Source organism: Psychroflexus sediminis (assembly GCF_900099815.1).
Lineage (GTDB): Bacteria > Bacteroidota > Bacteroidia > Flavobacteriales > Flavobacteriaceae > Psychroflexus > Psychroflexus sediminis.
The window spans coordinates 1-21,367 of sequence record NZ_FNCW01000003.1; the positions used below are offsets into that span (position 1 = coordinate 1).

Sequence of the window (21,367 nt, forward strand, 5' to 3'; positions counted from 1 at the left end):
AATAGATTGTGGGTGATTATCCAGAACACCTCTGTTTTTAACTTGTACATCATTGCTGTTCAAACAGCAATAATCTAAAGTGTCTTTTGAAATGTCAATTCCTGTAACAATATTTTCCATAACTTTGAATTAGCTATTAAAAACCTGAAGAACCAATAGGTCTGAGTACTAACGCTATTAATAAGCCTAAAAGCTTTACATTCTAAATGGTACCAAAACCTAAAGAGGGTGCAAGGACTAATGCTCGATATGAAGCTTAAATTTCAAGAGTCGAGATAGTTCACCTTGCTCCTCTGGTTTTTCAGAAATTTAATATGATTAAACTTCTTATAAATATAAAATGTAAAACTAATAGCGCAGTCGAGAGGTTTTTAGACAGAAGCAATTAAATTGAAAACCCGGTAGAACATTCATAGGATATTTCTTAGTGTGGAGTCTTTACTTATATTCAAAATTATAAAAACAAATTAGTAAATTGCTTTCAAAAAATTTATGACTTCTGAAGCTATACAAGCGCGTTTAAAGCAAATCGTAAAACCTTATGTCAACAATCAGGAAAATTTTGAAAATCTAAGCCCTGAATCTAACTTCATCAATGACCTTGAAATCAATTCTGCTAATCTGGTGGACATCGTGCTTGATGTTGAGGATGAATTCGACATTCGTATTGAAAATGACGATATGGAAAAAATGACCGATGTAGAAACTACTGTTGAGGTCATTCAAAATAAACTGAAAGCAAAGTGATTGGGAATGACATCGTCGATTTAGCTAAGGCCAAGGAAGAGTCAAACATTTTTCGGCCTCGATATCTTCAAAAAGTCAGTTCCCCCGAAGAAATCGAACGCATTTTATCTGCTACCGATCCCGTGAAGTGCTTCTGGAGAATGTGGACGATGAAAGAAAGTGCTTATAAAGCATTTCAGAGACAGTTTGATCTAAAACCGGTGTTCAATCCATTTGCTTTTACCTGTCTTTTTGAAGATTCTGAATTTGGAACAGTGGATTTTCGTGATCATCAGCTTGCTATTAAAACCCTTCAGACCGAAGATTTCGTCTATTCTGAAGTCTTGGATAATGAACATAATCATAATTTTTTTGGCGGGAGTTGCGATTTTCTTTTGAAGGTCAAAAATCAGCTCAATCTTCCATCGCTTCCAAAATTCACAAAAACAGAACTGGGTCTGCCAGTCTTAAGTCTGGCAGATAAAATTTCGCCTGTTTCAAAAACCCATCACGGCAAATTCCAAGCCTTTCAGTATTAAGAATTTAATAAAGAATGCGTCTCTGGTACAATTCATGCAATTGGTTTATTATATTTGTAATGATGAAAGGTTTTAACTACATATTTTTAATTCTTTTAATAAGTTCCGTAGGGTTTGTAAATGCTCAAAGTCGTGATTTTCCTACTCGTGGATCTGAAGTGAATTCTAATCCGAGATTTAAATCGTCGAGTTCAAGTTCCGGAATGAATCGTCTTGGCGTCCCTAACCGTAGTAAAGTCAAGGATTTTTTCGCAAAAGATGAAAAAGGCGTTGACTTTAAGGCGAAAACTCAATTTACCAATCCTAGTGATTTGTGGACGGATAAGCTCAACAAAAAACCGGAAGATGAGAATAAAGGCATGAGAGCGGAATGGGCGGAAGATATGAGTCTTGGTGATTTTGTAACCTCTTCAGACAAAATGACCTTTATTTGCCGAGATCATATGATGTATGACGGTGACCGTGTTCAGATCAGAGTTAACGATAAAATCATCGTAGAAAATTTACTTTTGGAAAACGCTTATAAGGAAATAACCATACCGCTTGAGATAGGTTTTAATAAAATTGAATTTATAGCGCTCAACCAGGGAGAGGCCGGTCCAAATACAGCTGAACTTAAAATCATTGATGGGTCTAAACTGCTGTCCAGAAACGTCTGGAATTTGTTAACTGGCGTCAAAGCCAGTACCGTCATCGTTAAAAACGAGTAACTACTTTTCCAAAATAGCAATGGCTATTCGAATTTTTCCATAACTCATTTTTTCATCCATAGCCTCAAAAATTGGTTTTACGGCGCCTTTATAATCTATCTTTTTAAGCATGCTCTCGACTTCTTTTAGTTCTGAGTCCGAAATGTATTGTCTTAACTCTACAGGTTTTCCTTCGGAATATAGTTTGGATAAATGAGAGATGATAGTCGTCGTTTTAAGGTTTCGTTTTTTAGCCATCTCTTCAATGCTATTTCCATCCTCATAAAGCTTATAGGTCTCTTCATAAGTTGAGGTTTTCTTTTTTCTTTTCCTGGTGTTGAATAATTTGATAACCTCAATAAATTCATCGGCATATTTTTCAGCTTTTAAGCTATTCACACCACTTATGGATCTGAATTCTTCTTCACTCTGAGGTCTGTCTTTTTCAATTTCTTTTAATGTTGCATCGTTGAAGACCAAGTAAGGCGGAATGTTTTCTTCAACAGAAATTTGCATCCTCAATTGTTTTAACTGATTGAACAGAGTTGATGTTTTTGAGGCCTTCTTAATTTCTGTCCCTCCAGTTTGTTCTGCTTTCGGTTTTGTTAACCACACTTGCTCACCTTCAAAAAGGACTTGTTTTGCTAAAGGTGTAAATTCTAAAGCATTTTTTCTGTGAAATGCAATTTCAATATAGCCGAGGTTGATAAGCTGTAAAATGTAGTGCTGCCAATCTTTCCAGCTGATATCGCTTCCAATACCATAGGTTTTAAGCTCTTGATAGCCTTTGTCATAAATTCCCGCATTTTTGGCTCCCCTTAAAATATCGATGATGACCCCTATAGGTTCTTCTTGCTTAACTCTTGCCACTGCAGAGAGAGCTTTTTGCGCTATAACTTTAGCATCTATAAATCGTGGTGGATTTTTGCACACATCACAAAATCCACAATTTTCAGAGAGGTGTTCGCCAAAGTAGCCAAGTAAAATCCGTCTTCTGCAGGACGTGGCTTCGGAAAATTGCTTCATACGTTCTAATTTGGCATCTTGAACGTCCTGGTTATTTCCATTTTCATTGAAGCGTTTATACTGAATGACATCGGCGTAAGAATGAAACATCAGTGCATTGGCTTTAAGGCCGTCTCTTCCAGACCGGCCTATTTCCTGATAGTAACCTTCTATATTTTTGGGCATATTATAATGAATTACCCAGCGTACATTCGACTTGTCAATACCCATCCCAAAGGCTACAGTAGCGCAAATAATCTGGGTTTTATCATAGACGAATTCTTCTTGAATTTTGGTTCTTGTCTCTGCATCCAAACCAGCATGATATGCTTTGGCTTTAAATCCCTTTTGAGTGAGATCTTTGGCTAGCTTTTCTGTAGATTTCCGGCTTAAGCTATAGACAATTCCAGCTTCATCTTTTCTTTTCAACAAGAAATTTTCAATCTGCTTTAAGCGCTGGTTGGCAGTTCTAACCTCTAAAAAAATATTTTCTCTGTCAAATGAAGACAGAAAGACTTTAGCTTTTGGAATGCTTAGTTGTTTTAGAATGTCTTTTCTGGTGGTTTTATCTGCTGTTGCCGTTAAGGCCAGCACCGGCGTATTAGGTAAGGATTTTTTCAAAAACCCGAGCTGTTGGTAGGAAGGTCTGAAATCATGACCCCAGGACGAGATACAATGGGCTTCATCTACAGCAACACAGCTGATATAGTTTTCGTTTAAAATCTCCTGTAGACCCGAAAGGCTCTCTGGTGCGGTATAAAGTAATTTTAATTCTCTTCTGGCGACTTTGGATTTGATGTCCTGCTGGGTCTCGGCTGTCTGGGTTGAATTGAAAAACTCGGCTTCAATACCGTTGCTTTTTAGTCCATCTACCTGATCTTTCATCAGGGCAATGAGCGGAGAAATAACCAGGGTAACACCTTCAAATGACAAAGCTGGTAACTGAAAACACATGGACTTTCCGCCACCGGTAGGCATGACCACTAAAGCGTCATTTTTATTGAGCACGTGCTCAATTATTTCAGATTGGTGTGTTCTAAAACTATCATAACCAAAATAGGTTTTAAGATGTGAAAGGCTATTCTGAATAAGTTGAGCGGACATGAAAAAGGTTTCGGAATTGAAGTTGCAAATTACAATTTCAGTTTCAGTTTTTTAAAGTTGAATAATGATATATTTGTCATAATGATATCCAAAAAAACTAAATACGCTATCAATGCCCTGGTCTTTCTTGCCAAAAGAAATGGAGAAGGCCCTATTATTATTAGTGAAATCGCTGATAAAGAGCATATTCCAAGAAAATTTCTAGAATCTATTTTGCTCAATCTTAAAAAAGCAGGTATTCTGGCCAGTAAAAAGGGAAAGGGAGGTGGTTATTATCTTTTGAAAGATCCAAACGAAATCAATTTAGCCGACGTGATGCGCCTTTTCGATGGGCCTATTGCTTTTCTACCCTGTGTGACCTATAAATACTACGAGCGTTGTGAAGAATGCAAGGATGAAGAAACCTGCGGTATTCGTGATGTTTTTTTTGAAGTAAAAAAGAAAACTGTAGAACTTTTAAAACAAGCAAGCTTAAGTGAAATTATAAAACGGGAAAATCGCCTGATTACTCTTCTCTAGCTCTTTCAGAGTCATAAATAAATATTTTTTTATATAAAGTCTATAGATCAGGTAGACTATTCTATATTTGGAAAAATATTTTTGATGACTACCGCAGCCATTATTACCATTTGTGTTATTATTCTTGCTGTTATTTTATTTGCCACTGAAGCTCTGCCTATAGATTTAGTGGCTATTTCGATAATGCTTATTTTAGTACTGACTGGTGTGATCACTCCACAAGAAGGGGTTGAGGGTTTTAGTAATAAAGCTACCATCACGGTTGCCTTTATGTTTGTGCTGAGTGCTGCTTTGCTGAAAACGGGAGCTCTTCAGGTTTTAGCCCACCGCTTGTCAAATATTTTCCGATATAACTTCAATAGTGGTATTTTGATGATGATGTTTATGATTGCTATTATTTCTGCATTTGTAAATAACACTCCTGTGGTTGCTGTTTTTATACCTGTGGTCATTCAGATTGCGCATACCTCTGGGCAAAGTCCATCCAAAATGTTGATTCCCCTGTCTTTTGCCTCTATTTTTGGTGGGATGTGTACATTGATTGGCACATCTACCAATATTTTGGTTAGTGGTATAGCTGAAAAGGAAGGGGAGCAGGCTGTTGAAATGTTTCAAATGACACCTGTGGCAGGGATACTTTTAGTAGTGGGTGTTATTTATATGTCAATTTTAGGCATTAAACTCCTTCCTAAATCCAGACGCTCTAAGAATTTAAGAGAAAAATTTGAAGTTAATAATTACATCACTTTGGTAGAATTGCTATCAAATTCAACTTCAATAGGAAAAAAAATTATGGAATCTGAGCTGGTGACAGAATTCAAGATGGATATTATTGAAGTGAGGCGAAATGGAAGTCAGTTTACTTTGCCTCCTGGTGATTTTGAGTTGAATGAGGGAGATATTCTCAAGGTGAGGTGTGATGTGGAAAAGCTGAAATCACTTAAAGGCAAGACCAAGACTTTATCGGTTTCTCCGGTGAAAATTGGTGATAATGACCTTTCTGGAAAAAATTCTGCTTTGGTGGAAATGGTGATCACTTCTTCATCAGAAATTCATGGAAAAACGCTTAAGGAATTAGATTTTAGAAGACGGTTTAGGGCAATTCCTCTGGCTGTAAAACACAGAGAAGACATAAAGCATGATGACTTATATGATATCAAGCTAAAGGCTGGAGATGTGATACTTGCCGAAGTCAAGTCCCATTATGTCGATGAGTTGAGCAAGTTGGAATCTGGTCAAAATACCCCCTTTGTTTTGCTATCTGAAAATCATATCACAGATTTTGACAAGAAGAAATTTAGCATTGTCATTTCATTAATTGGAATCATGGTGCTTTTAGCGAGTACTGGATTTTTAGACATTATGGTAGGGGCCATTTGTGCGGTGGTAGTTTTGGTATTTGCCAGGATACTCACGATGAAAGAAATCTACGAAGCCATCAACTGGAAGATTATTTTCCTTCTGGTTGGGGCTTTAAGTTTAGGCTTGGCCATCAGCAAAACGGGACTGGATACCCTTATCGCCCAGACTATGCTTGGACAGCTTCAACCAATCGGTATCATCGCTGTGATTTCCGGACTATATTTAGTGACTTCCCTGCTGACAGAAGTGATGTCCAATAATGCTTCAGCGGCCTTAATGACGCCCATTGCTATTGCTATCGCTCACAATTCCGGGGTTGAAGTCTTACCCTTTCTGGTCACTGTGATGATTGCGGCTTCTGCCACATTTATGACGCCTATTGGCTATCAAACCAATACCATGGTATATAGCGCCGGCAATTACAAGTTCAGAGATTTCTTTAAAGTGGGTTTTCTTCTGAATATGGTATTCTGGATCATCTCCAGCTTTACAATTCCCTGGTATTTCGATCTGATTTAAAACAAATCAAATACCTCGAAAAATCTAAAGGCTACATATAAATTTAACAGGGCAAAAAACAGGGAGGGGAAGGATTGAACAAAGTTGTCTTTAATCTTTATTCGAACTCCAAATCCAAGACTCATCAAAAGCGTGAGTCCGATGGCTGCAAAGAAGCCTATAACAGGGATGAAATAATAGCCAGCGACCAAACCCACTGCTCCCAAAACCTGAAAGAAGCCTGTGAGCTGTCTTTGAATAGGGCTCAAGCCAAATCTCCTGAATTCCTCATACATCTTTGGGCTATAAAAACAACCAAGTCCGTAAAAGAAAAATGAAATACTTATGAAGAGAACCAGGATTTGTAAAACAATCATATCAGTTTAGGGTGCCAGGATTAGAAATGGTTCCAAAGGTATGTTTCTAAGAATCCAAAACCCCAAGACTATTGCTAAAATTATCCAAGGTGTAGAGTTATGATGCAGCAAATTATTATTTTTTTTGGAAGTTGATTTATTGATGAAAGACACATAAAGTTTATAACCTATAACTAAAAAAGCAAGTAAAATCAAGAAGTTATGCTTTAGGCCAGTCCAGATATTGCCATGCAAAATCTCGTGAAAAGCGCGCTGAGAGCCACATCCGGGACAGTGGAATCCTGTTAAAAAATGAAAAGGACATTGTGGTGTGAAGGCAAAGCTTGTTGGATTAAAATAATAATAAAATATACCCAGAGTCAATATGGCTATGGGTATACCTATTTTTATCAGTAAAGAATTAGTTCTAAGCACTTATCAATAGACATTTTTTTGCATTTCTGCATTGTAAGCCTCCCAGAATGCTTCACCGCCAACAAGTACAATAAATACTATGTAACCTATGATTATAACAAGGCCAGAAACCATTGCTACAATCCACCAGGTTTTAGCGTTTTTAGAGGCCCTTAAGGCACCTTCATAATCACCTGCGTTATACTTTGAATTCACCTGCGAAGCATAGATAATACTTACTATACCAGCTGGTAAACAGCACAGAATGGTTGTAATGATCGATAATGCCAAATGATTTGGAGGCATTGGTGGTTGACTTTGGTTAGTTTCCATTTTATAAATTTTAGTTTTGATAAAATTAACACTTCAAACCAAACTAATTAAATATTTGTAAAGAAAATTACTTCAATTCATCAACAAATTCAGAAAGTGCCTTGATGGTATGGTCTATATCTTCATAAGATAAGGCATCATTTAGGAAATAACTTTCAAAAGCACTGGGTGGCATATACACCCCTCGGTCTAGCATTCCATGAAAATAAGTCTTGAATTTATCATTATTACCATGGGCAGCAGATTTAAAATCAGTGACAGGGTTTTCGCAAAAGTGAATTGATAGCATAGACCCGATTCTGTTGATTCGATGTACAACTCCAGCATCTTCAAGGACTTTCTTCATGCCCTGGTGCAGAGTCTTTGTTTTTTTATCCAGACGTTCAAAAATTCCTCTGTTGGTATTCAATTCTGTGAGCATAGCATAACCTGCAGCCATAGCCAAAGGATTTCCGCTTAAAGTTCCAGCCTGATAGACAGGTCCATCAGGAGCCAGGTGGTTCATGATTTCAGATTTTCCAGCGAATGCTCCGACGGGAAGTCCGCCACCAATCACTTTTCCAAAAGTGACAATATCGGCTCTTACTCCTAAGAGTTCCTGCACTCCACCAGGAGCCAGTCGAAAACCTGTCATCACTTCATCAAAAATCAAAAGAATATTATTTTCATCGCATAGCTGTCTCAAGCCTTCCAAAAAGCCTTCTTCAGGAACAATACAGCCCATATTTCCAGCTACTGGCTCAATAATAATACAGGCGATATCTCCATGATTTTCTTGGATAAGTGTTTTTACGCTTTCCAAATCGTTGTAATGAGCCAAAAGTGTATCCATTGCGGTACCTTTTGTAACGCCCGGTGAGTTTGGCTCGCCAAAAGTCACTGCGCCACTTCCCGCCTGGATAAGGAAAGAATCGCTATGACCATGATAGCAGCCAGCAAATTTGATGATTTTATCTTTTCCGGTATACCCTCTCGCTAATCTAACGGCACTCATACAGGCTTCGGTCCCGCTGTTAACAAAACGAATTTTATCGATGTTGGGCACCATTTCAACAGCAAGCTTGGCAATTTTAGTTTCAAGCTCTGTTGGAATTCCGTAAGAGGTGCCGAGTTTGGTGCGTTTTACAACAGCATCCACAACAGAAGGGAAAGCATGGCCCAAAATCATTGGTCCCCAGGATGAAATATAGTCTATCAACTTGTTATCATCTTCATCATACAAATAAGCACCTTCTGCTTTTTTTACGAAAATAGGATCTCCTCCAACAGCATTAAAAGCTCTTACCGGGGAATTTACACCCCCAGGAATGTATTTTTTAGCTTCATCAAATAAGGCACTACTTCGTTTATATATCATAACTTTAATTTTTTACTTTTAATTCCTGACCAACTTGGATGTGGTCGCTTTTTAACTTATTAATTAATTTTAATTCTTCTACAGTAAGATTGAATTTTTCAGAAATATTGTAAAGCGTATCTCCCCGCTTGACCCTGTAATATTCAGAATTAGTCAGTGTCAGTCTCTGAGGTTTTGGTAAGGCTGTATCTCCTGTTTTACCCAGAACTTCCTTATCAAATTCATTTAGTTGATAACGCTCTATTAAACTGATTAACTTTTCTGGATATCTTGGATCTGTTGCGTATCCTGCTCTTCTCAAACCTCTAGCCCAAGATTTATAATCATCGCTGTCATAGTCAAATAAAAAACCATATCGGCTTCTTTCAAATAAAAATAAAGAATGATCTCTAAAAGAATATTTGGCATCTCCATATTTTCTAAAGCATTCCTGGGCTTCATCATCGTCATGATATACTTTATCGCCTTGCCATCCATTACACTTGATTCCAAAATGATTATTGGAACGTCTAGTGAGTTTTCCGCTTCCAGAACCGGATTCCAGGATTCCTTGGGCAATAGTGATACTGGCAGGAATGCCATAAAGTCTCATTTCTTCTTGGGCAATACCTGCATAATTATAGACATAACGTTCAACAGCGTTTAAGCTGCTCAAATCAACTTCTTCAACCTCTTCAGTTTCTTGGTTTAAGCTATCTTCCGAGTCAGTATTTCCTATGGTGTTAGGTTGTTCTGCTTTTGGTTTGGGTTGCTGAGTTCTAGGTTGTTCAGCTGAAGCTGATTTCGTTTTCTTCGATGTACCACAGGACATCATCATCAGCAGGAATATAAGACTGAATGCGAAAGTATATTTCATAAGCTTTTAATGGTTTGTAAGCCTTTTTGTTCTAACCTTTGGTTCATGGCTTCAATTCCTTGAAGACCCCCGGTATGAATTGCTAAAATACGAGTATTTTTGGGAAAATACCCAGCTTCAATCATTTCAAAAAGGCCATAAAACATTTTTCCTGTGTAAATAGGGTCAAGTGGTAACTGATGTGTTTTTTGAAAATTATTCATGAATTCTATCAATTCTGAATTCACCTTGGCGTAGCCTCCAAAATGATAATCCGTTTGAAGTGACCAGTTGGTTTTAGAGGTCCATTTGCTAATCTCTTTTTTTAAAAAATCTCCTTTTAGAGCACTAAACCCGATGCAATGCTGGTGAGCTTTTGAAGCTTCGATGAGCCCAGCTAAGGTACCGCCAGTCCCTACTGATGAGCAAATAAAATCGAAATCATCTTCATGTTGCAAAATCTCTTGACAGCCTTTTATGGCAAGCGCATTGGTCCCGCCCTCAGGAATTATAGTAGTGGATGGTTTGTTGTTGAGTAAAGTCTTTACAATAGGCATGTCTTTCTTGAGCCTAAAGTCTGATCTGGATACAAAGTGAAGTTGCATTCCTTTCTGATGAGCAAATTTTAATGTGGGGTTGGTTGCAAGGGTATTCTCTAGATCATGACCGAGTTCATCACCACGAATAATACCTGTAGAATGGAGTTCTAAAAGATGGCAAGCTGCTGCTGTAGCCGCAATATGATTGGAAAATGCTCCACCGAAAGTCAAGATATCAGTCGTGCCGTTTTTTTGGGCTTCTAATAAATTATACTTTAACTTTCTAAATTTATTGCCCGAAATTACGGGATGTATTAAATCTTCGCGTTTGACGAAAAGTTCTACATCGCTAAATTTTCCTATAAATTCAGCTACAGAATTATACTTTTGTTCAAAAAAAGAAATAGAAGTCATATAATTCTAAAATTAAACTCAAAATTAAAGCCTTATTTTCAATATGAAGAGAAGTTTATTAAATTTCGCTAATGAATACATTTAAAAAACATATTCCCTTAGAAGAAGGAGATTTTTATGTAACAAAAGAAGGCTATAGATGCTTTACCAAGCAGTATCATCTCAAACGAGGATACTGTTGTAAAAGTGGTTGCAGGCACTGTCCCTATGGATTTGATAAAAATAGAGATGCTAACTGATTTTATTTGATTTAATCTTATAAAACACTCAATACTTCACTACTTTGGCATATTACTTGATTATTTATATTTAATTGCTCATAATCTTCTAAGATTTAAAAAAATGAAAACATTTAAACTCACTTTATTCCTTGTCGGAATTTTTTTCTTAACTTCATGTTCGTCTATTAAGGTAGCTACAGATTATGATAGGAAAATAGATTTTACAAAATACGATTCTTTTGCTTTTTATAAACCTGGAATTGATGCTGCAGAAATTTCTGATTTAGATAAGAAAAGAATTTTAAGAGCTATTGAGAGAGAGTTAGTTGCCAAAGGAATGGTTAAAAAAACCAATCCAGATTTACTGGTGAGTATTTTTACTGAAACTACAGAAAACGTGAATATCTACCAGAATAATTTTGGTTATGGCTGGGGTTGGAATCCGTATTTCTGGGGTCCAGGCGGATTCAATAACGTGTCGACAAATGTGGAAGGAACCTTGTATATTGATTTGATCGATGCTGAGAAAAATGAGCTGGTTTGGCAAGGTCTTGGGACTGGTATCCTAAGTCTTGATATGGATAAGAAAATTGAAAAAATAAATGAAATTGTAAGAGAAATATTGGAGAAATACCCTCCAGAAAGAAACCAAGATTAAGTTCATGGTTGTGTTTATTTAGTTTGTTAGGTAAAGCTGTACAAAAATGTTATATTACATGTTGTACAGCTTTATTTTTTTAATTAAATATAAGTTTATGAGTAGAGGATTTGTTAAAGAAAGTGATCAAGAAGCACCTATAGTAGTTCCACCAAGAGCGTCATTGCCAGAGAAAGAAATCAATTACGTGACTCCCTTTGGGAAAGACTTATTGGAGAAAGAAAAAAACTTTTTAGAAAAACAGCGAACAAATTTGACTGTTGAGGACGAAACTGAACGCAGACGGGAACTTTCTATGATTGACGGCAAGTTGAAATTACTCAATGAAAGGTTAAAAACAGCTCAGGTTATTCTACCTGAAAACCAGAATCCAAATGAAGTGCGGTTTGGAGCTAAGGTCAGATTTAAAATGAATAAAACGATTCAAGAATTTCAAATTGTTGGTGTAGATGAAGCCGATGTGAAAGAAAAGAAAATCGCTTTTATTTCTCCACTTGCCAAAGCAATGACCTCCAAAAAAGAGGCTGATAAATTTGACTTCAAACTCGGAGAAGAAACCCGGCCTGTTGAGATTCTGAAAATCAGCTATTGAGATGATTTTCCCGGCTTTTATTTATAACTTCTTAAACGAATTGTTAATTTTCCAGATTAACTTCCTTTGAAATCTTTTCTAAACTGGCTTTATGCATCTCATGTTTCCCCTCAAATTTTAAAACTTCTGGTAGATTAGGAAAAATCGATTTAGCTAATTCTAGCTGAGATTGAATTTTTTTCTCCGTAAGATATTCGTCTTTTATCCCGTAGATGATGGATGTTTTTAAATTCGGCAGATAGTTAAAGCTCTCAGAATCAAATTCTGTAGGAATACCTCCAGAATGTATCACCAAATGGTCACAATAAATCCTGCGCTGCGCCAACCAGCGGGTGACTACCGAAACACCTTGCGAAAACCCCAGGAGAATAATCTTCTTATCCCTTGGTAATCTTTCCCTTTCTAAAAGGGCATCTAAATAATTCAGGACGTTTTCCGTTTCCAGTTCTCTGTTTTCTTTGGTTAGCCAGGACGCTCCTACATATTTGTAAGCTTTGCTTTGGTAATATTTGGAAGGTGCCTGCGGAGCAATGATATAGTTGCGTTTTGGATCCAAATCTTCAAAATAGGTGATAAAAAATTTACTCAAATAACCAATACCATGACAGGCAATCCAAATGTTTTGGGTGTCATCGGTCATTGAATTAAGAGTAGAGTAGGTGTTTGTAGATTGATAACTGACGTGTTTTGTGTGACTCACTTTATTCGTAAATTTTAAAATTTTTACTCAAAGTAAATGTTTAATTTCGTTGCACATGAAGAAATTGAGATTTTATCTGTGTTTAGTTTTTCTTTTGCTCAATCTGATGTTTGCATTTGCCCAGGCTAGGGTTTCTGAAAAGATAAACGGGATCAGTATGGTGGCTGCAAGACATTCTATTGATGATGTTCACGCTAGGCATCTGAAGACTTTAGGTTCAAACTACGTAGCCGTCATGCCGTATGCCTTTATGCCTGACGCAAACGAACCTGAATTGATTTTTGACACCGATAACCAATGGTTTGGCGAGACACTTCAAGGCATCTCAGAAGATGTAAAAACCTTGAAATCTCAGGGCTTGAAACTCATGATAAAACCTCATGTCTGGGTCGGGAATGCAGCCTTTACAGGAGATGTTTTTATGATTTCTGAAGGGGATTGGAGTCAATTTGAACAAAATTACAAGACTTATATTTTGGCTTTTGCAAAACTGGCTGAGCAAAATAAAGTTTCCCTTTTTTGTATAGGAACAGAACTGCAGGAGTTTGTTAGTAGAAGACCGGAGTTCTGGTGTGAGCTCATCGACGAAATACGCAGCATTTATTCCGGGAAACTGACCTATGCAGAAAACTGGGATACATATACAGGTGTAAGGTTTTGGGATAGTTTAGATTTTATTGGAATCGACGCTTACTTCCCGATTTCTGAAGCCAAAACTCCAAGTTTAGACCAGGTTAATTTAGCTTGGAAAGGCCTGACAAAAAAATTAAAATCTTTTTCAAACTCTTACAATACTAAAATTCTTTTTACCGAATATGGGTATAGAAGTATTGATTTTGCTGGAAAGCAACCATGGGATTCTTCCAGGTATGCAAATCCAAGCAATGAAAGAGCACAGCTTCACTTACTCAAAGGCCTGCATCAAAGTTTATGGGATAAAGACTGGTTCGCAGGCGGATTTTTATGGAAATGGTTCCCTAATTACGACAAGAATTCAAAGCGACATCAAAACCGGTTTACAGTTCAAAGCAAAGCCTCTGAACTTTATTTGAAGTCTTTTTTCGGTAGACCTGTTGAGTAGCTAACGGTGAATATCTTTCTTTTTATTCGAACACCGAATACGAAACGCCGAATAATATTATTTTACGACCTACCCACTCCTCATAAATCGCTAATCACGCTGGTGTTACTCTGCCTGCCCAGACCTCGAAAGAGGCATAGGTCAACTGAAAAATCTCAGACTATCCTTAGGTAAAACGATTCCTCGTCAAAGCAAAAAGACTTCCCTGTCGTAAAGAAAACTCAAACCCATAAGGCGTTTGATGCGATACATTATCCGGGAACGCATATTCCCAGGCTTCGATTTTAGGAGGTTCTCACTTTACGGGTTTACCAGCAAACAGAAGTTTTGTTCTTTTTTCTCTTATTTCATCTTGACTCTTTTTTCTTTTTATTTTGGATTCCTTTTTCTTCGTTTTCGATAAATTCCATAAAACTCTTTTAAAATACATCTGATAAATAGTACGAATAGCTTTGCTTTCGTAATTTTGTTAATTCAATCTGCAACAATGAATAAACAAAAAGTCTTAGAGCAGTGCAATGCTTACACTAAAAACACCCTGATGGAAACTCTGAATATTTCTTATGTAGATGTCGGCGTGGATTTCTTGGTGGCTAAAATGCCTGTCACGCCTAAAGTTCATCAGCCCGATGGCGTATTGCATGGTGGCGCAATGGTAGCTCTGGCAGAAAGTGTGGGAAGTGCAGCCTGTTATGTGTTTTTAGATACTCAGAATTATATGATCCGGGGATTGGAAATCTCTGCCAATCACGTGAGAAGTTTGAGTGAAGGCGATGTGTTTGCGACTGCAAAATTCATTCATAAAGGGCGGACGACTCAAGTGTGGGATATAAAATTGACAGATAGTGAAGGCAGACTAATTTCTGCCGTAAAGTTAACGACCATTGCTTTGCCTAAAGCTAGCTAATGCAGGAGTTGATTCAACATATCGAAGGCGCCTGGGCTTCAGAAATGCCATTTGTAGCTTACCATCTTCCTGAGGCCGGGGAAGTCAATTGTTTTTTTCCTAAAGATTCACAATTGCGCTACCTTCAGCACTATGACGAAGCTGGTTTTATATTTTCACCTTTTAAAATTGAATCCCAAACCATCGTATTTCCTGAAGCTTCTTCAGAGGTTTTGAAATTTAAGCTTATCGATTTTGGTAAGGAATCGAAAAGCAAATTCAGTATAAAAGAAAATCCAGAAGAAAAGGAAAATTACTTAAAGTTACTTTGGGAAGCGATTGACCAAATCCATGCTGAAAGATTTAAAAAAATAGTGGTGTCTAGAAAGATTTCTACCGCCTATAATTTACAGCATCCATCTGAATTATTTTTGAAATTGACCCAGTTCTATCCAGAAGCTTTTACTTACGTATGGTACCATCCTAAAGTTGGTTTATGGGCAGGCGCATCACCAGAAGTTTTGGCTAAGACATACAGAACACAGTTCAAAACTATGGCTCTTGCAGGAACTAAACCCGCGGATGAAGATCGAGATTGGACTGAAAAAGAGCTGGACGAGCAGCAAATGGTTACCGATGAAATTACGGATGCCTTAAAAAATCACACTGAAAATCTTCAGATTTCTGAACGCCAGACAGATAAAGCAGGTGATCTATTACATTTAAGGACCGATATCAGGGCGACTTTAGCTAGCTCAAAATTAGGTGATGTGCTCAAGGCAATGCATCCTACTCCGGCAGTTTGTGGTTTACCAAAGGAAAAAGCCTATCAGTTTTTAAAAGTAAATGAAGCTTACGACAGGGATTTTTATACAGGGTTTTTTGGCGAACTGAATATGCCACAACATAACCAAAGATCCAGTCGGACCCAAAATCAGGAAAATCAGGCTTACAAATCTGTAGTTAGGGTCTCCAATTTGTATGTCAATTTGAGATGCCTAAGCTATGCGGATGGAACCATAAATATTTATGTGGGTGGCGGTATCACAAAAGATAGTGTTCCTGAAGACGAGTGGCTCGAAACCGTGAATAAATCTAGGACGATGTTAAAAGTGCTATAAGAATTCAATTAACTTTGGACCTAAAGAAAGTCATCCGCTTATTTTTGTGATATGAATCAGATTTACTCTTCGATACCAACCGCTCAAATGATTGCCGAACTCTGTGTGCAAAATGGTATTGAACATGTAGTAATTTCTCCTGGTTCCAGGAATGCTCCCTTAACAATTACTCTCGCCAATCATCCTAAAATCAAGGCTTATAGTATTGTAGATGAGCGATGCGCAGCTTTTTTTGCTTTGGGGATGACACAGCGTTTCAATGCGCCTGTAGCTGTGGTATGTACGTCTGGCTCCGCCCTTTTGAATTATTATCCGGCAGTTTCTGAGGCTTTTTACAGCAATCTGCCTTTGGTTGTGATTTCAGCCGATAGACCACCACATTTGATTGATATTGGCGACGGTCAAACGATAAGACAGCCCCATGTGTTTACCAATCATATTTTGTACTCCGCAAATCTTAAAGGAGATTCTCATCAGTCTGAGGATGCGTCGATTTTAGAGTTTAACACTCAGGAAGTCCATAAAGCTTTACAAACTGCGATATGGAATCAGGGGCCTGTTCACATCAACGCCCCATTTGACGAGCCGCTTTATCACAAAACCGACAGCTTAAGCATCGACGTTCCTACACTCGATTCTTTAAAGCCTGAGCCCAGTGAACTTGATGCTTCAGATTTTATCCACTCCTGGAATTCATCAGCAAAAAAGCTGGTTTTGGTAGGGGTGAACCTTGATGAAGAAATCGATGAAGAGGTTTTAAAATTACTTTCTGAAGATCCCTCGGTCATCGTGATGACAGAGATCACTTCCAATATTTCTCACCCGAATTTTTTCACCAACATCGATTCCATTTTGGCTCCTATAGAGTTGGAAGAAAATACCGCGGAATTATGTGAAGCATTGCAGCCAGAGGTTTTGATCACCTTTGGTGGTCTCATTGTATCCAAGAAGGTGAAAAAATTCCTGAGGGAATTTCAGCCTCAGAAGCATTTTCATATCGATCCCAGAGAAGCCAACGACACTTTTTTTTGTTTATCTAAACATTTTGAAACGACGGTCAGCTCTTTTTTTGAAAGGGTGAACAGTTCATTGAGAAAACCTGATTCTACCTATTTCGAAAGCTGGAATGCGGTCAGATTAAAAACCTTAGAATACAGAACCTCATATAAGAGTGAAATCGGATTTTCTGATTTTGCGTTTTATTATAGTTTATTTGAAAATCTACCGCAAGATGAAACGGTTCATTTTGCTAATAGTTCCAGCATTCGTTACGCGAATTTGTTTGATTCCAGGAGAGAAATTAAAGCCTTTGCCAATCGAGGTACAAGCGGAATTGATGGAAGCACCTCTACTGCTATTGGTTATGCGGTGGCCAGCCAGGAACCCACTACGCTGGTGACAGGAGACCTGAGTTTCTTTTACGACTCCAATGCACTCTGGAATAAGTATATTCCCAAGTCCTTTAAAATCATACTTCTCAATAACGCAGGTGGTGGGATTTTTAGGATTCTTCCAGGGAATAAAGAAGAAGAGTATTTCGCCAATTATTTCGAAACGACGCATGAGCTCCATGCTAAGCATTTGTGTGATATGTACCAAATCCAATACACCGAAGCCCGTAGCTTAAAGCAAGTGGATAAAGAATTGCCTTTATTTTTTGAGCGAAATGGATGCCCACAGCTCATCGAAATCTTCACACCCAGGCTCGAAAATGATAAAGTGCTTCTGACTTATTTTGACTATTTAAAAACTCATATCGATTTTCAATCGGTTCTCAAACCAAGATCGGCAGAGTCTAATCCAAACTAAAGCAGATGCAATTTTAAAATTCATTACTTTTGTGGTCTAAATAAATTTTTGAATGTTAGACTTAGGCGTAAAGCATACCTTAACCATAGACAGGGATACCCCCCCCGGATTGTTTTTAACAAATGAAGCCGGTGAAGAGGTTCTTCTTCCCAACAAATACAAACCCAGTCAGTTTGACATTGGAGACGAACTTGAGGTATTTGTATATCTCGATTTCGACGAGCGTCCTGTGGCTACAAATTTGGAGCCGAAGGTGATGCTGGATGAATTTGCTTACCTGACCTGTGTGGATAGCAACGATTTTGGGGCATTTTTGGATTGGGGCCTGGAGAAACATCTGTTTGTTCCGCATATGGAACAGGCTTATAAAATGATTAAAGGCGAGCAGTATCTTATTTTTTGCTATCTGGATGAACAAACCAACCGACTGGTGGCTTCGAGCCGGGTCAATAAATTTGTAGACAACACTATTTTAACCGTAGAGCATTTTGATGAGGTCGATCTGATTGTAACCAATGCCACCGAAATGGGCTACAATGTGATTATCAATGAAATCCATATTGGACTGCTCTATAAAGACGAAGTTTTTCAGGATTTAAAAACCGGGGATCGCTTAAAAGGAATCGTAAAAAAAATACGGACAGACAACAAGATCGATGTTTCTTTACAGCGTCCTGGCTACAGAGGGATAGAACCCAATGCCAATAAAGTCATGGAAATTCTGGAAGCTACTGAAGAAGGCTTTTTACCGCTTCACGATAAATCGAAACCAGAATTGATTTACAATACCGTTCACTTAAGTAAAAAAGCTTTCAAAAAAGCAATAGGAACCCTCTATAAAGAACGTCAAATCACCATTGAAAATGGTGTAGGTATTTTTTTAAATAAAGAATAGAATTTTTAGGTTTAATAAAACTTCATCAGATCCATTATCCTGTATTTTAAGTCAATTTGAGGTTTGATGATGACTTTAAAAAAAATTATCTGCTGATATAGAATACGGGTCTTGAGCTTCTTCTGTAAGGGGAGAGCTGATAAAACGGAGATATTCTGTTGAACTTATCACCCAAATCTTCATAGGCTGAATTCTTTATTCTGTTAAGGTCAGAATAGATAGGCTGTTGATGATAGGATGGGGCGTAGGGTGAGGATGATGAATTGTCAAACTTAGGTTTGAACTTACTGAACAAGGCGGACTGTCGTTCTACAAAAGAAAATTTTTGTTCTTGCAGCTGTTCTGCTCTATAAGCCTTTCGGTTGGCCGCTTCTACCATGTTGATTTCTGGTCGCTCCGCGAATCTATCTTTAAAAATATCAACTTCCGGAAGGTTGAATTCTCTGCCCAGCGACGTGGTGCTAAAAGGATCTGCATTGAAACTTAAAGACGGCATAGGTCTGGCCTCAAACCAGTTAAAATCGGTTTGTGCTTTCACTAGATGACTACTGAGTGTAAGAATTAAAATGATAAGGTAGCGAGATAATTTCATAATTCAAAAGTAGCAAATATTATACCCATTCTAGAATTTCCTGATTTTTCCATAAATTCGGAAAGAAACTGCGTTGCTGGTATTTGGGATGTAAGTATTTTTTCCATGGAGATCCTCCCGTTGCTTCTTTAGCTTTTCCTTTGTCTTCCAGGTATTTTTCGGCGGTTTTAAGATGGGTTTGAGGCCACTTTACATTGTATTGATGGTCAAAGTCTTTCATTCTGAAAATCAAATTATCGGAAGGCTTTTCAAATTTTTGAAATTGTTCCCAAAGCGTATGTCCTTGAGTTGTGGTCGTGAGATCTTTGAAGCTTTGCAGGTATTTTTTTTCAAAAGCATTTAAGGTATAAGAGGTCTTGCCTGTTTTTCTGTTATAGCCTGCATCTCTCCAGTAGATGTTGTCAAAAATTTCATCAAGACTTGGCTCTTCAGAAAGTCTTTTTTGACCTTCTTTGTTTACCAGATTAAGGACAGGAGTACTCATCAATTCCAGGTATCGAAATTGGGCGCTTTGGAAACCGCTGGCAGGGGTTAAGGACATTCTAAACTTATTGTAATCCCCATAATCCAAACCTTCTGTCATCACTTCAAAAGAAGTAATGAGCATATCGGTATAGCGTATCAGTCGCCTTAGTTTTTCTGTAAAAACCTTTTCTGAGTTGAAATCGCTCAGCGCTACAAGCTGCTCTACTTCATGAATCATGAGCTTTAAAGTTAGCTCTGTGATTTGATGATATATGATAAAGACAGTTTCATCTTTAAAATGGGTTTTTGGCTTTTGTAAAGTCAGGAGCGTATCCACTTCAATATAGTCCCAGTAGCTAAGAGGTTTGGCGTAAAGGAGTCCTTTGAGGTAGCTTTCAGGATTTTCTCCCAGAGCTTCATATTTCTTTTCAAGTTGATGTAAAAGCTCCTTATCCATGAGGTGTAATTTGATTCAAATTTATCAAAATAAGTTAAATTAGCTATACATATCAAGCTTTAATGAAAGCTGGACTTCCAACTTTTATTCCCTTCAGAATTAAATTCAATTCCTTTATAAGGAGAAGTTATAGCGATATGTTAATAAGGAATTTAATCACTGACTGAAAACCTAAAAACTTACTACCTTTGTGTAAAATTTGAAAATTATGTCAGAAAATATCGAACGTATAAAATGCCTTATTATAGGTTCAGGTCCTGCTGGATATACAGCGGCTATTTATGCTGCGAGAGCAGATATGAAACCTGTAGTCTATACAGGAATGGAACCTGGCGGACAACTAACCACCACTACAGAGGTAGATAATTTTCCTGGTTATCCAGAAGGAATTGACGGACCCAAAATGATGGTTGAGCTTCAGCAGCAGGCAGAGCGTTTTGGCACGGATGTTAGAATTGGCATGGTCACTAAAGTTGAATTTTCAGATCAGGTCGGCGGCATTCACAAAGCACAAATCGATAATAAAACCTGGGTAGAAGCAAGAACAGTCATCATTTCTACAGGGGCTTCTGCGAAATACCTGGGCTTACCCAGTGAGCAAAAATTAAGAGGCGGAGGCGTTTCTGCCTGTGCGGTATGCGATGGGTTTTTCTATAAAGGACAGGATGTGGCTATAGTTGGTGGTGGAGATACCGCCTGTGAGGAAGCTACCTACCTGGCTAATATTTGTACCAAAGTGACTATGCTGGTGAGAAAAGGAGAGATGAAGGCCTCCAAAGCCATGCAGCATCGAGTGGAAAACACTCGAAATATAGATTTGCGTTACCATTCTGAAGTGGATGAAGTTTTAGGAGATCAGGTGGTAGAAGGTTTAAGAATAGTGAACAATAAAACCGGAAAAAAAGATGAAATCAAGATTACCGGTTTATTTATAGCTATTGGACACAAGCCTAATACAGATGTATTCAAGCCTTATCTGGATATGGATGAGGTAGGGTATATCATCACCAAACCCAAAACGACCAATACCAATTGTCCAGGTGTTTTTGCGTGTGGAGACTCTCAGGATAAAGTCTATCGTCAGGCGATTACCGCCGCAGGAACGGGATGTATGTCAGCTTTGGACGCTGAGCGCTACTTGGCAAGTTTTGAGTCAACCGAACGCTCTGAACCTCAGGCTGTGTTAAACTGATTTAAAGC

24 protein-coding genes are annotated in these 21,367 nt (G+C 37.9%); 14 read left to right on the forward strand and 10 right to left on the reverse strand.

The features are described 5' to 3' along the window. The first annotated feature begins 492 nt into the window (after positions 1-492). The 3 genes from BLP81_RS02905 (at position 493) to BLP81_RS02915 (ending at position 1,975) form a co-directional block, all read left to right on the forward strand. Positions 493-747 carry an acyl carrier protein gene (locus BLP81_RS02905; RefSeq protein ID WP_093365487.1) on the forward strand — a complete coding sequence of 85 codons (255 nt, stop codon included), beginning with the start codon at positions 493-495 and terminating at the stop codon, positions 745-747. Then, entirely contained in the window at positions 744-1,265 is a 522-nt protein-coding gene (locus BLP81_RS02910) for a 4'-phosphopantetheinyl transferase family protein (RefSeq protein ID WP_093365490.1), read from the forward strand. The genes BLP81_RS02905 and BLP81_RS02910 overlap by 4 nt, the downstream gene beginning before the upstream one ends. A gap of 62 nt (positions 1,266-1,327) precedes the next feature. Further along, positions 1,328-1,975 carry a hypothetical protein gene (locus BLP81_RS02915; RefSeq protein WP_093365493.1) on the forward strand — a complete coding sequence of 216 codons (648 nt, stop codon included), beginning with the start codon at positions 1,328-1,330 and terminating at the stop codon, positions 1,973-1,975. Here the strand turns inward: BLP81_RS02915 and recQ are convergent, their stop codons facing one another. After that, the gene (gene recQ / locus BLP81_RS02920; protein ID WP_093365498.1) at positions 1,976-4,063 is read right to left on the reverse strand and encodes a DNA helicase RecQ; all 2,088 of its coding nucleotides are present in this window, start codon (positions 4,061-4,063) and stop codon (positions 1,976-1,978) included. A gap of 81 nt (positions 4,064-4,144) precedes the next feature. On the opposite strand from recQ, the gene BLP81_RS02925 reads away from it, so the two are divergent. Both BLP81_RS02925 and BLP81_RS02930 read left to right on the forward strand, forming a co-directional pair. Then, entirely contained in the window at positions 4,145-4,582 is a 438-nt protein-coding gene (locus tag BLP81_RS02925) for an RrF2 family transcriptional regulator (RefSeq protein WP_093366134.1), read from the forward strand. A gap of 84 nt (positions 4,583-4,666) precedes the next feature. Continuing rightward, positions 4,667-6,463: an SLC13 family permease gene (locus tag BLP81_RS02930; protein WP_093365502.1), complete on the forward strand. Its 1,797-nt coding sequence runs from the start codon at positions 4,667-4,669 to the stop codon at positions 6,461-6,463. On the opposite strand, the gene BLP81_RS02935 is transcribed toward BLP81_RS02930, so the two are convergent. The 6 genes from BLP81_RS02935 to BLP81_RS02960 form a co-directional block, all read right to left on the reverse strand. Next, positions 6,460-6,819 (reverse strand): DoxX family protein, encoded by a 360-nt coding sequence (locus tag BLP81_RS02935; RefSeq protein WP_093365504.1) that lies wholly within the window; start codon positions 6,817-6,819, stop codon positions 6,460-6,462. The genes BLP81_RS02930 and BLP81_RS02935 overlap by 4 nt on opposite strands. A gap of 6 nt (positions 6,820-6,825) precedes the next feature. Then, the gene (locus BLP81_RS02940; RefSeq protein ID WP_093365506.1) at positions 6,826-7,233 is read right to left on the reverse strand and encodes a DUF2752 domain-containing protein; all 408 of its coding nucleotides are present in this window, start codon (positions 7,231-7,233) and stop codon (positions 6,826-6,828) included. A gap of 3 nt (positions 7,234-7,236) precedes the next feature. Continuing rightward, positions 7,237-7,545: a CD225/dispanin family protein gene (locus BLP81_RS02945; RefSeq protein ID WP_093365507.1), complete on the reverse strand. Its 309-nt coding sequence runs from the start codon at positions 7,543-7,545 to the stop codon at positions 7,237-7,239. A 67-nt stretch (positions 7,546-7,612) separates the two neighbouring features. Next, on the reverse strand, positions 7,613-8,902 hold the full coding sequence (hemL, locus tag BLP81_RS02950) for a glutamate-1-semialdehyde 2,1-aminomutase (protein WP_093365509.1): 1,290 nt from the start codon (positions 8,900-8,902) through the stop codon (positions 7,613-7,615). A gap of 4 nt (positions 8,903-8,906) precedes the next feature. Continuing rightward, positions 8,907-9,758, reverse strand: a complete 852-nt coding sequence (locus BLP81_RS02955) for a glucosaminidase domain-containing protein (RefSeq protein ID WP_093365511.1) — start codon at positions 9,756-9,758, stop codon at positions 8,907-8,909. Next, the gene (locus BLP81_RS02960) at positions 9,755-10,690 is read right to left on the reverse strand and encodes a 1-aminocyclopropane-1-carboxylate deaminase/D-cysteine desulfhydrase (RefSeq protein ID WP_093365513.1); all 936 of its coding nucleotides are present in this window, start codon (positions 10,688-10,690) and stop codon (positions 9,755-9,757) included. Before BLP81_RS02960 ends, BLP81_RS02955 begins: the two co-directional genes overlap by 4 nt. A 71-nt stretch (positions 10,691-10,761) precedes the next feature. Between BLP81_RS02960 and BLP81_RS13585 the strand changes: the two genes are divergently transcribed. From BLP81_RS13585 to BLP81_RS02970, 3 genes are all read left to right on the forward strand, one after another. Next, entirely contained in the window at positions 10,762-10,929 is a 168-nt protein-coding gene (locus BLP81_RS13585; RefSeq protein WP_176752676.1) for a C1orf53 family protein, read from the forward strand. 103 nt (positions 10,930-11,032) lie between these two features. Then, positions 11,033-11,569 (forward strand): DUF4136 domain-containing protein, encoded by a 537-nt coding sequence (locus BLP81_RS02965; RefSeq protein WP_093365515.1) that lies wholly within the window; start codon positions 11,033-11,035, stop codon positions 11,567-11,569. A 97-nt stretch (positions 11,570-11,666) separates the two neighbouring features. Further along, the gene (locus tag BLP81_RS02970; protein ID WP_093365517.1) at positions 11,667-12,161 is read left to right on the forward strand and encodes a GreA/GreB family elongation factor; all 495 of its coding nucleotides are present in this window, start codon (positions 11,667-11,669) and stop codon (positions 12,159-12,161) included. 43 nt (positions 12,162-12,204) lie between these two features. On the opposite strand, the gene BLP81_RS02975 is transcribed toward BLP81_RS02970, so the two are convergent. Further along, positions 12,205-12,861, reverse strand: coding sequence for an alpha/beta hydrolase (locus BLP81_RS02975; protein WP_093365519.1), 657 nt, complete (start codon positions 12,859-12,861; stop codon positions 12,205-12,207). Between the two features lie 55 nt (positions 12,862-12,916). On the opposite strand from BLP81_RS02975, the gene BLP81_RS02980 reads away from it, so the two are divergent. From BLP81_RS02980 to BLP81_RS03000, 5 genes are all read left to right on the forward strand, one after another. Beyond that, positions 12,917-13,942: a glycoside hydrolase family 113 gene (locus tag BLP81_RS02980; protein ID WP_245686399.1), complete on the forward strand. Its 1,026-nt coding sequence runs from the start codon at positions 12,917-12,919 to the stop codon at positions 13,940-13,942. Positions 13,943-14,429: 487 nt separating this feature from the next. After that, on the forward strand, positions 14,430-14,849 hold the full coding sequence (locus BLP81_RS02985) for a PaaI family thioesterase (RefSeq protein WP_093365521.1): 420 nt from the start codon (positions 14,430-14,432) through the stop codon (positions 14,847-14,849). Continuing rightward, positions 14,849-15,949: a chorismate-binding protein gene (locus BLP81_RS02990; RefSeq protein WP_093365523.1), complete on the forward strand. Its 1,101-nt coding sequence runs from the start codon at positions 14,849-14,851 to the stop codon at positions 15,947-15,949. The genes BLP81_RS02985 and BLP81_RS02990 overlap by 1 nt, the downstream gene beginning before the upstream one ends. A gap of 51 nt (positions 15,950-16,000) precedes the next feature. Then, positions 16,001-17,758: a 2-succinyl-5-enolpyruvyl-6-hydroxy-3-cyclohexene-1-carboxylic-acid synthase gene (gene menD, locus BLP81_RS02995; RefSeq protein WP_093365525.1), complete on the forward strand. Its 1,758-nt coding sequence runs from the start codon at positions 16,001-16,003 to the stop codon at positions 17,756-17,758. Between the two features lie 52 nt (positions 17,759-17,810). After that, positions 17,811-18,653 (forward strand): CvfB family protein, encoded by an 843-nt coding sequence (locus tag BLP81_RS03000; protein ID WP_093365527.1) that lies wholly within the window; start codon positions 17,811-17,813, stop codon positions 18,651-18,653. Positions 18,654-18,738: 85 nt separating this feature from the next. Here BLP81_RS03000 and BLP81_RS03005 read toward each other — a convergent pair whose 3' ends face one another. After that, entirely contained in the window at positions 18,739-19,245 is a 507-nt protein-coding gene (locus BLP81_RS03005; RefSeq protein ID WP_093365529.1) for a hypothetical protein, read from the reverse strand. Positions 19,246-19,264: 19 nt separating this feature from the next. Next, positions 19,265-20,167, reverse strand: coding sequence for a tryptophan 2,3-dioxygenase family protein (locus tag BLP81_RS03010; RefSeq protein WP_093365531.1), 903 nt, complete (start codon positions 20,165-20,167; stop codon positions 19,265-19,267). Between the two features lie 208 nt (positions 20,168-20,375). Here BLP81_RS03010 and trxB point away from each other — a divergent pair, with 208 nt between their 5' ends. Then, a complete protein-coding gene (gene trxB, locus BLP81_RS03015; protein WP_093365532.1) occupies positions 20,376-21,359 on the forward strand; it encodes a thioredoxin-disulfide reductase in 984 nt (327 codons plus the stop codon). The last annotated feature ends 8 nt before the right edge of the window (positions 21,360-21,367 follow it).